This is a genomic window from Paraburkholderia sp. BR10954 (assembly GCF_040965775.1).
Classification (GTDB): Bacteria; Pseudomonadota; Gammaproteobacteria; order Burkholderiales; family Burkholderiaceae; genus Paraburkholderia; species Paraburkholderia youngii.
Map to the genome: position 1 here is coordinate 1 of NZ_JBFRCK010000074.1, position 11191 is coordinate 11191.

Annotated in this window: 10 protein-coding genes and 6 pseudogenes; 9 read left to right on the top strand and 7 right to left on the bottom strand. The window is 58.0% G+C overall.

The genetic code is table 11. The features are described from left to right. Window positions 1–179: 179 nt before the first annotated feature. Window positions 180–539, top strand: a pseudogene (locus AB4Y34_RS39045) (DDE-type integrase/transposase/recombinase); the annotation flags it as partial. Between the two features lie 347 nt (window positions 540–886). Here AB4Y34_RS39045 and AB4Y34_RS39050 read toward each other — a convergent pair. Together AB4Y34_RS39050 and AB4Y34_RS39055 are read right to left on the bottom strand one after the other, a co-directional pair. Beyond that, window positions 887–1810 (bottom strand): hypothetical protein, encoded by a 924-nt coding sequence (locus tag AB4Y34_RS39050; protein ID WP_368719053.1) that lies wholly within the window; start codon window positions 1808–1810, stop codon window positions 887–889. Between the two features lie 192 nt (window positions 1811–2002). After that, window positions 2003–2581 (bottom strand): hypothetical protein, encoded by a 579-nt coding sequence (locus AB4Y34_RS39055; protein WP_368719054.1) that lies wholly within the window; start codon window positions 2579–2581, stop codon window positions 2003–2005. Window positions 2582–2716: 135 nt separating this feature from the next. On the opposite strand from AB4Y34_RS39055, the gene AB4Y34_RS39060 reads away from it, so the two are divergent. The 3 genes from AB4Y34_RS39060 to AB4Y34_RS39070 are packed head-to-tail and all read left to right on the top strand — an operon-like array spanning window position 2717 to window position 3973. Continuing rightward, window positions 2717–3106 (top strand): transposase, encoded by a 390-nt coding sequence (locus tag AB4Y34_RS39060; RefSeq protein WP_176370088.1) that lies wholly within the window; start codon window positions 2717–2719, stop codon window positions 3104–3106. Continuing rightward, window positions 3103–3567, top strand: a complete 465-nt coding sequence (locus AB4Y34_RS39065; protein WP_176370089.1) for an IS3 family transposase — start codon at window positions 3103–3105, stop codon at window positions 3565–3567. The genes AB4Y34_RS39060 and AB4Y34_RS39065 overlap by 4 nt, the downstream gene beginning before the upstream one ends. Then, the gene (locus AB4Y34_RS39070; RefSeq protein ID WP_176370090.1) at window positions 3542–3973 is read left to right on the top strand and encodes a DDE-type integrase/transposase/recombinase; all 432 of its coding nucleotides are present in this window, start codon (window positions 3542–3544) and stop codon (window positions 3971–3973) included. Before AB4Y34_RS39065 ends, AB4Y34_RS39070 begins: the two co-directional genes overlap by 26 nt. A gap of 286 nt (window positions 3974–4259) precedes the next feature. Here the strand turns inward: AB4Y34_RS39070 and AB4Y34_RS39075 are convergent. Next, window positions 4260–4586 (bottom strand): annotated as a pseudogene (locus AB4Y34_RS39075) (DDE-type integrase/transposase/recombinase); the annotation flags it as partial. Window positions 4587–5265: 679 nt separating this feature from the next. Next, window positions 5266–5505 (bottom strand): annotated as a pseudogene (locus AB4Y34_RS39080) (aldehyde dehydrogenase family protein); the annotation flags it as partial. Here AB4Y34_RS39080 and AB4Y34_RS39085 point away from each other — a divergent pair. Continuing rightward, window positions 5502–5825, top strand: a pseudogene (locus tag AB4Y34_RS39085) (aldehyde dehydrogenase family protein); the annotation flags it as partial. The pseudogenes AB4Y34_RS39080 and AB4Y34_RS39085 overlap by 4 nt on opposite strands. Here the strand turns inward: AB4Y34_RS39085 and AB4Y34_RS39090 are convergent. Both AB4Y34_RS39090 and AB4Y34_RS39095 read right to left on the bottom strand, forming a co-directional pair. Continuing rightward, a pseudogene (locus tag AB4Y34_RS39090) lies at window positions 5824–6699 on the bottom strand (aldehyde dehydrogenase family protein); the annotation flags it as partial. The pseudogenes AB4Y34_RS39085 and AB4Y34_RS39090 overlap by 2 nt on opposite strands. 253 nt (window positions 6700–6952) lie before the next feature. Beyond that, the gene (locus AB4Y34_RS39095; RefSeq protein WP_368719055.1) at window positions 6953–7786 is read right to left on the bottom strand and encodes a transporter substrate-binding domain-containing protein; all 834 of its coding nucleotides are present in this window, start codon (window positions 7784–7786) and stop codon (window positions 6953–6955) included. Window positions 7787–8265: 479 nt separating this feature from the next. Between AB4Y34_RS39095 and AB4Y34_RS39100 the strand changes: the two are divergent. The 4 genes and pseudogenes from AB4Y34_RS39100 to AB4Y34_RS39115 form a co-directional block, all read left to right on the top strand. Further along, window positions 8266–8382, top strand: a pseudogene (locus AB4Y34_RS39100) (lipocalin family protein); the annotation flags it as partial. A 449-nt stretch (window positions 8383–8831) separates the two neighbouring features. Further along, window positions 8832–8993, top strand: coding sequence for a ChaB family protein (locus AB4Y34_RS39105; RefSeq protein WP_368719057.1), 162 nt, complete (start codon window positions 8832–8834; stop codon window positions 8991–8993). 30 nt (window positions 8994–9023) lie between these two features. Continuing rightward, a complete protein-coding gene (locus AB4Y34_RS39110) occupies window positions 9024–9245 on the top strand; it encodes a hypothetical protein (RefSeq protein ID WP_368719056.1) in 222 nt (73 codons plus the stop codon). A 1179-nt stretch (window positions 9246–10424) separates the two neighbouring features. Further along, window positions 10425–11027 carry a hypothetical protein gene (locus AB4Y34_RS39115; RefSeq protein WP_176370200.1) on the top strand — a complete coding sequence of 201 codons (603 nt, stop codon included), beginning with the start codon at window positions 10425–10427 and terminating at the stop codon, window positions 11025–11027. 67 nt (window positions 11028–11094) lie between these two features. Here AB4Y34_RS39115 and AB4Y34_RS39120 read toward each other — a convergent pair. After that, window positions 11095–11191, bottom strand: a 97-nt coding sequence (locus tag AB4Y34_RS39120) for a DUF6429 family protein (RefSeq protein ID WP_368719058.1), incomplete at its 5' end; no start/stop codon positions are given.

An 11191-nucleotide genomic window follows, 5' to 3' on the forward strand; every position in this document is an offset into this window, starting at 1 on the left:
ATCACGATTTCAGGCATCGAGTTGATGCATCGCATTCGCAAGGCGCAGTTCGACCTCTGCGCGCTCAGGCTCAGCGATACCACCGCGCCCGCGGTTTGGAACGCCGTCCTGTTCAATCGATAAGGTATCCAAATCTATAAAGATTATTTCGACCACCGCTACCTATTTGCACCGGAGCCCTGCGATCAAACCCGGTGCCGCGCAGGATCGTCACTGACCAGCTACGCAGCTATCCGGCAGCGAAGTCCGAGATTCCAGAGCTCGCTCACGTGAAGCGCGTTTTCGTCAAGGCGGTTGCGCGTGTGAATAACCGCGCCGAGAATAGCCACCAGCCGACCCGCAGACGCGAACGCCAGATGCTCGGCTTTCGCGATGCGCGTCGCACTCAGGCGTTTCTCTCACGGTTCGGCCCGATCCGGCAGCAATTTGCTTTACCCTGACATCGAATGAAAGCGGCAAGTCACCGTGTCGCACTCCAGGAACGCTTCGCCACATGGTACGGTTGGACTGGAACTGCCTCAATCGGTAAGGCTATTTAATAAGGATAACTACCGGTACGCGTACAGTCTACGTTCGTTAACTTGACAAAGCCGTATCTACAGGCCCGCGAACGAAATCCGCGGCGCTGGTCCGGCGCCACCCGGAACTGGACGCCTGTCGGCGCAGTAACACTGAATCCCGAGCGCGACTGCATCGTTAAAACACATACGCACTCGACTGATATAGAGCCATTGGCCGCATGACCGAGGCGACAACTTGCTTGACTCGCGCCGACGGGAAACCGGCGCCACGCAAGGCTCACTTCGTCGGAGTCGGTCGTCGAACCGGGGAAGTCTCAACATTTGTGCAATTTCGTACCAACTTTTCTTCGTTTGACAGACGCCGTCTACGGACGTTTAACAGCCATGGTCAAAGCTGTCCGCAAGTTCGGCGTAAGCTCGACATCACCGCTGCTGATGGAATTCAGCGTTTCACGAACCAAGTCCGGATAGGCACCTTTGGAAAACTGGCCGATAGCGATATTCGCAGCTTCCCCCGGGGAATTCAGCCGAAAGAGTTTTTGTACAGCGAGTGCACGTATCAACTCACTATCGTGGCCGTCCGCTATCTGGTGCAATGTCTGCACGGCCTCACTTCTTAAGTTCGCGGCATCGGGAATGCCTGATTCCTCAAGAGTGCCGATGAGATTCAGTCGCGCGACAGCGGTCCTCTCATCGGTCGTGGCATCGCTCCTCAAATCGCTCAGCGCCTTACTGAAGACCTCTTGAGGCGTTTGACTTGGCATGTTGAAGTAAGTCTCATACATCTCGGCATATTTGGATTCGTTTCTGCCCTCCCAAATGGCATTTGCTTCTTGCAAGACTATGTCTCTGCCAATTGCAGAATCAACTAGGATGGATCGAAGAATGTCTCGCTCCATGCCCTGTTCGGCAGGCATGTCGTGATAGAACTGAGTCACGAGCTTTGCGACCTCGGGGGCATTTTCCAAAGCAATCTGCAGCCGAGCCCGAAACTCATCCAGCTCATTCTGAGACATGTTGCCGCGATTCACGATCTTCTGAAAGATCGCACGAAGGCTCGCGTCAATTTGTACAGGTGTATCATTGGATGCCGCTCCGGAGGGCTTGTCATCGGTGGCCAAACTCCCGCCGGCATTAATGCCATCGGCCCACGCAATTCCCTCTTTGCTGCTTGTCCCGGTGGCTTCGTAAGACCTCAAGTCTGTGGGCTTGTATGCGCGCTTCGCTTGCTCCGAACTTACCGTGGGCGCGGCGAGAAATAAGAGGTACCCTGCCACCACTATCAGCAAGCATCCAACGATGGCTAGATGGACTCGACGCCGTGAAGATAAATTTATATTGAAGGACATAAGCTTTCTTTGTAGATAAGGAACGTCAGCCGTCTGACACAGTGCACGCCTCGCTCTTGGCGGTATCGTGGCGATACCAAAGACACTCCGCTGTCTCAAGCCAATGAACGAGGCGAATCGCGATCTGAGTAACTAAATGCGCTGATAGTTGCAGCTACTGCCACGCCACTCTGGCAAATATCCTTCACGATCATATGCGCCACCGACGTATGTGCAACGCCAACTCTCCCCCCCCATCCAATCGGAACGCCATCCCGCTGGGCAGCTTGACTGCAAGGTGAGGTAGTTGTCCGCTCCGATCACGTGGACTTTCCCCCATCGTTCGCTGAAGTTGATGACTGCGCGGCCCTTCCAGCCCGGGTTAGGGCCACAAGTGACCGTTTCGCTACGAATATTGCATGCAGTCCATGACTTATTGATCCCGACATCGATCGCCATTTCGCCGATTTTTATCGGCATTCCCCACTGCGCACCGATGTTAAAGCTGGTGGTGTGGCATGACGAATGGCCTGTCGTTAACGCCACGGTTCCACAGCTTCCTCCAGAGCCACCGAAACAATAGTGCCAGTCCGATCCGTCCAAGGAGTAGCCGTGCTGGCTTTTGCCGATCCAACCCAAGAACTGGGTGTTAAGCGCCTGCGCGCTGACGGGGCCGTTATAAACGTCCAGCCAAGCAGCTATGAGCAGCATTAATATCTTTTTTGATGCCACGGAAGATTCCTCTCTTGGTTTCGGTTAAGGCTACGCTGATCAAGCCGCGTAAATGCGACTTGTTGTGACTGCGGCGGCTCCGGTTTTTTTGGACACAGATTTGGGGTAAAACTGTGATCCAAACTGGAGTGGTTGATGTTGAAGACAGCTGATACGAAAGCGGTTGCGCCAGAGGCGCTGGAAGGAGCGCGTAGCGCGACTGGAAGCGCCTCTGGCGCCGCCGAAATCAAGCGCTGGTCCACCGGCCGCAAACGTAGCGTCGTCGTTCGGTTGCTACGTGGCGAACCCGTTGACGCCGTATCCCGTGAAGTCGGTGTGACGATCGCCGAACTCGAGCAATGGCGTGAGCTGGCACTGGCCGGCATGGAGGCAGGCCTGAAGGCACGGAGCAGCGATCCGCTGCAAGCGCGGCTCAATGACGCCGTGCGACGCGTGGGCGAGCTGTCTATGGAAAACGAGATCCTGCGCAGGGACCGGGAGCTGCAGGCCCGTCGCCCTTTGACCGGTCGGAGATCGTCGACATGAGCCGCGAGATCTCCGTCAGTGCAGGCAAGCCGTTTGGATTGCAACGGGTTTGCCAGGTGCTCGAATTCCCGCGTTCGACGATCCATGCCGATCGTGCCAGAGAGAGCACCAATGTGACGCCGATGGTTGCGCGCAGGCGTGGACCGAAGCCGAAGATGCCCGATGCCGACCTGCTGAAGGCCATACGCACCGACCTGGCAGCCTCGCCGTTCAACGGAGAGGGCCACCGCAAGGTCTGGGCACGGCTGCGCATCCTGCACGACATCCGAGTTTCCCGGACCCGCGTGCTGCGGCTGATGCACGAGCACAGCCTGCTCTCGCCGCACCGGCGGCCAAAAGGCGAACCCAACCTTCACGACGGCCGGATCACGACTGATCGCCCGAACGAGATGTGGGGGCACCGATGGCGTGCGCATTGCGACCGTGGAGGACGGCATGGTGTGGATCTTCTCGGCTGTTGATCACTGCGATGGCATGTGCACCGGCATCCATGCGGCGAAAATCGGCGACCGCTTCGCTGCCCTCGATCCGATCTCCCAGGGGCTGCTGGCCGAGTTTGGCTCGGTAGTCGCCGATTCGGGCCGCGGGTTGTCGCTGCGCATGGATCACGGTTCGCAATACACCTCGGACGACTTCCGCGACCAGATCCGGTTCTGGGGCGTCGCGCCGAGCTACGCCTTCGTCGCCGAGCCGCAGACCAACGGCGTCGCCGAGCGGTTCAACCGGACAATGAAGGAACAGGCAATTCATGGGCGCATCTTCACGAACATAGACCCCTTTGCTGATGTCGCGATTTCCCCCATACCCGCCAGAGAGGCAAGCGTTCGCATGCACGTCAAGTCCACGCCATCTGCGAGAACAAGCTGAGCGCGCCGCTTCAGATCACGATTGCCGCCCGCAGATGCGTCCCTGCCGCCTCACCCCAGCCAAACTACCGATCAAGAAAGACCTTGTGCGCGCACAGCCAAAAATCAAACACTACGGGCCGCACGAAATTTGTTACCAACATACCACCAATCGCGAATTGAATGGATATAAATTGTTTTTTCGATATCCAAACGAGTTTCTAATATCGCCAAGGTTCTAAGGTTTTTAACGGTTCTGTCGCGATAAGGATGACAGGCAGAGCATGCTCGCATATGCGTAGGATTGCTTATGTCACCAGCAAGTAGAATTGTGCTGCTACCGTTCGGTCATCGTCGACTTTCATCTGCCCCTTGCGAATCATATGCATCACCTCAATACCAGAGAGAATGATGCGCGCACACCGAAAATCCTTGAAGCCCATCATCGGTTTGATTATACGTTTGATCGCTCGATGGTCCTGCTCGACAATGTTGTTCAGGTATTTGTTCTGCCGGATCCTGATCGGTGTTTCCCGGTCTGCGTTGATGCCTTCAAGCGCGGCCAGATTCGCGCCGCTCTTATCCGCGGTAATCGTCTCGGGCTCGCCGTTCCAGTCAATGGCCTTTTCAAAGTAACAGCGTTCAGGATGGGCTCCATCGCGGCCCGAATTGCCTTCTTCTCTTCGTCCGTCAATTCGCCTAACGGCGCACGGGCTTTACCGACCGGCGCGGCCTGCAATTCGCAGCCGTATTTGATTTTCTGAACGAACTTGCCGCTCTCGAAGATGTTCATCGCACGATAGAGCGCGTTGCCATCATTTCACGCGCCATGATTCGAGTCCTAGCGGTCAACTTTGAATGCACATCTCTTTCAATACACCGCACGGTATGTTTTATTGTGTTTAGGCTTGTATGCAGTGCAAGAAGGCCACCTTGAAGTGTCAACTTAGCGATTGCCCTACTCTGTTTTTGGCACGGATCTGCTGTTCTCCAAGGATCGGCTTCGGCCTCTTAACAAAATCGTGGATCAGTAGTAAAAATCACCCATCCCACATGAGAACGATCACCCAAATAATTGCGATTTGGGCCGCTCCTCCAGGCCAGCGCATCCTCGGTGGCGCGTTCGTAAGCAGCCGTCCTGTCGTCGAAGTTCGTACGAGTCGTCGGTGTGTTCCGGACTGGGGATTTGCAATCTGGAGGCAAAAAAAAAGCCGGCGCCTTCGGTACGGAGCCGGCCCAAATCACTCACGCTTCTCGCTTACCCACAGTGAGTTCATCCCTGAAGAATCAAATCGCTCCTAATCTGCACGCGAATTACTTTGCGACCGGCATCGTGAATTCAGCGCCCTTGCTGATGCTGGCGGGCCAGCGCTGCATCACGCTCTTGTACCGGGTATAAAAGCGGATGCCTTCTTCACCGTACGCATGGTGGTCGCCGAAAAGCGACTTCTTCCAGCCGCCGAACGAGTGCCATGCCATCGGCACCGGGATCGGCACGTTGACACCGACCATCCCCACCTGGATCTGACGCGTGAAGGCCCGGGCGACACCGCCAGCCGTTGGGCGTCGTGGCAGGCATCACGCCGTTCAACTTTCCGGTCATGGTCCCGATGTGAATGTTCCCCGTGGCGCTCGCTTGCGGCAACACGTTCATTCTGAAGCCTTCGGAGCGCGACCCTTCGGCTTCCCTACGCCTTGCCGAGTTGCTCAAGGAAGCAGGTCTGCCCGACGGAGTGTTCAATGTCGTGAACGGCGACAAGGTTGCGGTCGATGCGCTGATCGAGCATCCGGACGTGGCGGCAATCTCTTTCGTCGGCTCCACGCCGATTGCAGAGTACATCCACATGGAAGCGTCGAAGCGCGGCAAGCGCGTCCATCCGACGTGTACAACGACACGCCGTTGCCGAATTCGTGCGCGTTGATCAGCTTGACCGCACTGGCGAAATCCGGAACGCGGATGACGGCAAGGACCGGCCCGAAAATTTCTTCCTTGTAGATTTTCATGTCGGTACGCACATCGTCGAACAGGGTGCCACCGATGAAGAACCCGCCTTGCGCTGCGACAGGGTGAGCACGCCCGTCCACGATGAGCTTTGCCCCTTCTGCTTCGCCCGACTCGATGTAACCCGAGACTTTCGCCTTATGCTCAGCCGTCACGAGAGGACCCATTTCCGCATCGAGATTCTCACCGTTCTTGATGACCAGCGAATTCACGCGGGGAATCAGCTTCTCGATAAGCTGGTCACCGGTGTTGCCAACGGCGACCGCCACCGAGATAGCCATGCAGCGGTCGCCCGCCGAGCCATAGGCTGCACCGATGAGTGCATCGACGGCCTGATCGAGGTCAGCGTCAGGCATCACCACCAGGTGATTCTTGGCGCCGCCGAGAGCCTGGAACACCATGCCAACCTGCTTCTGCAGCTTCGTATCGATGCGCTTCGACTTGCCCGAGTCGGCTCCATAGATGTAGGGCTTGCCCTGGAAACCAATCTGGCCGCTCTGGACGCCTTCGAGGCCCATCATTACGCGCAGCAGCGAGCTCTTACCACTTCGGCTCGGTCCGATGATGACCAGCCTGTCGTCGGCGCGCATGTCCAGGTTCATGTGGTCCATGACGACGAGGTTCGGACCGTAGGATTTGTAGACGCCTCGAAACTGCACGAAATCGCCGAAGGTGGTTTGGTTGGCTGATTCGAACGCGCCCGACGGAATATCGGGTCGACTCATTAGCGGGTGCGAAGAAAGCATGGAATCTCTCCAGCTAACGCGCCCGCGGGCGCGTGGTGTGTGACTCGAGTGAATAGCGGCTGGCGACCGTGCCAGCCGCTTGCTACGTCAGTACTGCTTGGTTACTGGCGGATAACGATCTTGTCATCTTGTTCGATCCATGCACAGTTTGCGTGCTGCGTTACGTCTTCAAACCTGTCGGAGTCGAATCGACGCGTGATTCTGCAAACGTACCTAGCGCTGTGCATTTCATGCGCGGTGCGCGCCGCCTGCCTTACTTGTTTGCGACCAGCATTGCGTGAACCGACACCTTGATGAGGCGGTCGACGGCGCCGGACTTGACCTGTTCCTGCACGTATTTGTTGAGTACGGCAATGTCAGCGGCCGGCGTTTCCTTCTTGACGCCGAAGGCGACTTCCTGTTGCGCCAGCGGCGGCTGCGGACGAATGACTGCCGCCCAGTCGGGATGCGCTTCCGTCAGAAGTATGTTGGTGATGTTTGCGTCAGCGAGAAGATCCGCGCGCTTCGACATGAGCGCGAGGCGGGTCTCGTCGTTACCCGGCAAGCGCATGATGCGTGCTTGCTTGAGCGCAGCTGAAATCGCCTTGTCCTGCGCAGATCCTGACATGACCGCGACGGTCACGTCCGGCTTGTCGATATCGGCGATGGTTTGAGCGCCCTTCGGGATTTTTGGATTGTTTTTGTTGTAGGCAAAGGAGACGTTGTAGTCCGTCGCAGGGGCGGAGAAGGAAATGGCTTTTTGGCGTTCCGGCGTGTCATTCAACGCCATTGAGAGGTCCCACTTGTCGGACTGCAAGCCGGCGACGATGTTGTCCCAAGTGGTATCGACGAACTCGACCTTTACTTTGAGGACGTCGCGCCCAAAGCTGCGACAAAGGTCCGAAAAGAATCCACTGTATTCGCCCGTCTTCGGGTCACGCATCACATAGGGAGGCGCGATGGCCGCGCCGCAACGGAGAACACCAGCTTTCCTGACACTTTGCCAGGTGCTGGCGTCATCCGCGTGAGCCGGGATGCCGGCAGCGAGAAGACCGGTTACAGCCAGGCACGTCAGGGCGTGCCGAGTGAAGCGAGCAAGCAGAACCATAGTTACCTCCCGAGATCATCGGTGAATCGTTGAAGCGAGCCCGACCGCCACACATTTCTGCGCACTTCTATGTGTGCATCGTTGTACGCAGATTAGGATGTGCGATTTAGACTGTCAATTAGGCGTTTGTCCCTAGGGGCGAACGAAGCGATGGCTTCAGACGTCGCTAAGCCAGAGAGGGCAACCCTTGCGGACGGAAGGAGCAACGACCCCTCACATTGCGTAGTGGTTTTAGCTGAAACTTCAACTACAAATAGTTTTTAAAACTGGTTTATCAGTACTATTGCTAGAAGCACTGCATACAACGATGTGTGCACTTCGTATTGAACGAGTCTGCGAGTTGGTCGCTTACGAGCAAGGCACCCACGTAGTTCTTCAACCCTTCGTAGCCCTCGACCGAGCTGATGTCCGCCAGCGAGTAGGTGGCCAGCATGTAGTACCGAAGCGCGCGGGCCAGGCCCTTCTTGCGGCTGCCGGGCGCCTGTGTCGCGGGTCCGCCGATCGATCTGCAACGCTACATGGGAAAGTGGTTCGTAATTGCGGAAACGCCGTATCTCAGCGATAACGACCATGTCGGCAGCTACGACGAATGGACGTAGCGAATACGGCAGGTTCCACAAGATGCGGAAGAAATCAGGGCCAACCCCGATCTGAATGAAATCCGGCGGGAAGGGGACTCGAAGCCGGTGGCGTAAAACCACAATCGACGTCGTTTCAACAGACCTCACACCTTGGTCGGACGCCCCGATGCTCCATCATTAACACACGTCAACACCTGCCCCTCGCAGGTGCTCATCCTTTTATTCGAGCGTCAAGTTTTTTTCATCCCAGCGGTCATCTGCAACTGGCCATGATCCCAGTTTGTCCGCCACTGCCGGATGCCGGCGGCCCGGTGGCGCTCTCGCGATTGCGACCACGGGAGGCATTCATGTTGACCCAGTCCGAAGCTACCGCCCTGCACGCGACGCATACGCCGACTCTTCGAGCAGAGAACGAAGTGCCCTATTTCAGCAATGCCGATCTACTCGACTCGGTTTAGGATCAACTGCCGCAGCACGCGCAGGAGATCTATTGGGCTGCATTTAACGCTGCATACGAGCAATATGCAGCCGATACGCATCACGACAAAAGCGCGCATCGCGTGGCATGGGCGGCTGTCAAGCGGCGTTACGCCAAGGACGGCAATGAGTGGACAGCGCGCCGCTGATCTGCCCGATAGTGACGCTCCTGCTATGCGATGAACTACCACAACTTGCTGGTCCATCTGGACGATAGTCAGGCCGCGCGGCAGCACCTCGAGATCGCGTTGCTCGTCGCCCGGCAGTTTGATGCGCAGCTGGTGGGGCCGGAACATCACGCCGATCCCAGATACTCACATAATCTCCGCGATACCGGGCGCGGCCGGCATGCAAGCAGAAGTGATGCGGCAGGGCGATCAGCAGCGAGCGGCTTTGCGTGATCTATTCGACGCCGCGTGGCGACACGCAGATGTCGCCGGTCAATTCCGATGCGGCGACGCGAGCGACATGTGTAGCATCGTGCGGTACGCGCGTCTAGCTGACCATATCATCGCCGCCCAGTCGAACCCGACCGCCCCCGAAACATACATCCACGATCACGTGGGCGAACAGCTGATGATGATAGCAGGGCGACCCCCGCCATTCACGACGCCCTGCCGTTTCCCCCGCGCGACAGGACATCCTCGTGACGGCGCACGGACCGGCGGACGCGCCGCGTGGCGCGCGCATCCCGGGCACGGACATAGCACATACGCTCGCCCGTCACGACGCGGTCATCGACGTGCTCGAACTCGAGGGCGCCACCGGAGAGCGCGTGGGACGCAAGTTGCTGTCGGGCCGCGCAGGCTCAGGGCTGCGACCTGATCCTGATGGCCGTATACGGTCACGCGCGCTGGCACGAAGCAGTGTGCGGCGGCGTTACGCGCGCGCTGCTGCAATCGATAACTGTGCCGGTGCTGATGTCGAACCGAATCCGCACAGCTTGCGTGAGGTACGTCATGTTCGCCAATACCGTCGTTGCTGTGGACCGCACCGACACGTTGATGCTTGCGCTGATCTGGGCGTTGCGGCTCGCGCGTGAAAGGCACGCACGACGCTAGCATCAGGAGACGCTCATGACACAAAAGCAGGCCGAACTGCGAACGGTTCACGTCACGGCCCCACAGAACCGGTTGCTGGACGTGATTCGCGCGCTCAGTCTCGAACTCCGCGATACAGCGCAATGCGTGCGTCAATTGTCGAACGGCATTCGGATTGGCGTCAGGTGTGCACCTTGCCGCCTGGTGCCGCACAGCATGCCTTCGCATCAGATCCGTATCGCCATTGACATGTATCAACCGCACTGGCGCGCGAGGCCCTAGGATGAAACCGTGCGTGAAGCGCAGACGGGGCTCAGCATGCTTAAACGGATCTTGCTAATAGGATTTCTCGCACTGCCAGGGTCCTTCGTCGTCGTGTCGCTCGCGTGCGTTCATCCTCGCGTCCGCGCGAGGTCGGCCGAACTTGCATACGCGCCGCAGTTGCTCGCTGGTGTGAACAGACGTATTGCGCCGTCCACGTTCTTCGAACGTGGCGGCGTGAACAATCGCATTTGAGTTGAACGGCGCGGGGGTTACACGATGAAACACAGATGGCAATGCGGACTGCTGGGGGTCACGGCAGGACTTGTATTCGCCGCAGCACCGCCGCGCGCGGCAACAGCGGAAGAAGCCACAACCCAGGCGGCCCCCAGCAAGCTCTTCTCGGGCAGCAGCGTCACGCATGCGAACGCGGTCGTCTTCGCGATAGATCCCGGACGAAACAGCATGACGCTCCTCGAAGACAACGGCGAACCCGTCGACGTGGTGGTCGACCCGAGTATCGGAGATGTGCAAAAACTACGGCTGGGCGACACCGTCGCCGTCACGTTCAACCGCGCGCTGTTGCTGCGGGCCGACAAGTCCAACTCAAGCGGCATCCGCGAGCGCATCGACAAGGGATTCACCACCGGCGCATCGCTCGGCGCCTCCCTTGCCCTACACCGCGTCGAGGCAGTGGTCACCGTGGTGCAGATCGATCGCGGCAAGCGTCAGCTAACGTTGCGCGGACCGACGCGCACTGTGGTGCTGCAGGCGTCGTCAGACGGGTTGCTCAACGGGCTCGAAGCGGGCGATAGCGTACGCGTCGACTACGTCGAGGCGACTGCGGTTCAGATCACGCGAGACGGCGCTCCGGTACGCTGAACGGGTCGCAGTAAGAGGAGCGATCATGTCACCGAACGCTAGTGTCGTGAGTTAGAAGTTCGTTGAATCAATTTCCCGGTCTTTCTGGAATGACGAAATGCTGTTTAAAGAGCCGCTCGGACTCACGCAGTCCTTCTTCGGTAAAGATCACAGACTTCGTCCTG

Excerpts from the sequence above, each read along its gene's own strand:
- AB4Y34_RS39060 (WP_176370088.1), top strand. The coding sequence starts at position 2,717 with ATGTTGAAGACAGCTGATACGAAAGCGGTTGCGCCAGAGGCGCTGGAA.
- AB4Y34_RS39065 (WP_176370089.1), top strand. The coding sequence starts at position 3,103 with ATGAGCCGCGAGATCTCCGTCAGTGCAGGCAAGCCGTTTGGATTGCAA.
- AB4Y34_RS39070 (WP_176370090.1), top strand. The coding sequence starts at position 3,542 with ATGGTGTGGATCTTCTCGGCTGTTGATCACTGCGATGGCATGTGCACC.
- AB4Y34_RS39095 (WP_368719055.1), bottom strand. The coding sequence starts at position 7,786 with ATGGTTCTGCTTGCTCGCTTCACTCGGCACGCCCTGACGTGCCTGGCT.
- AB4Y34_RS39110 (WP_368719056.1), top strand. The coding sequence starts at position 9,024 with ATGAACTACCACAACTTGCTGGTCCATCTGGACGATAGTCAGGCCGCG.
- AB4Y34_RS39115 (WP_176370200.1), top strand. The coding sequence starts at position 10,425 with ATGAAACACAGATGGCAATGCGGACTGCTGGGGGTCACGGCAGGACTT.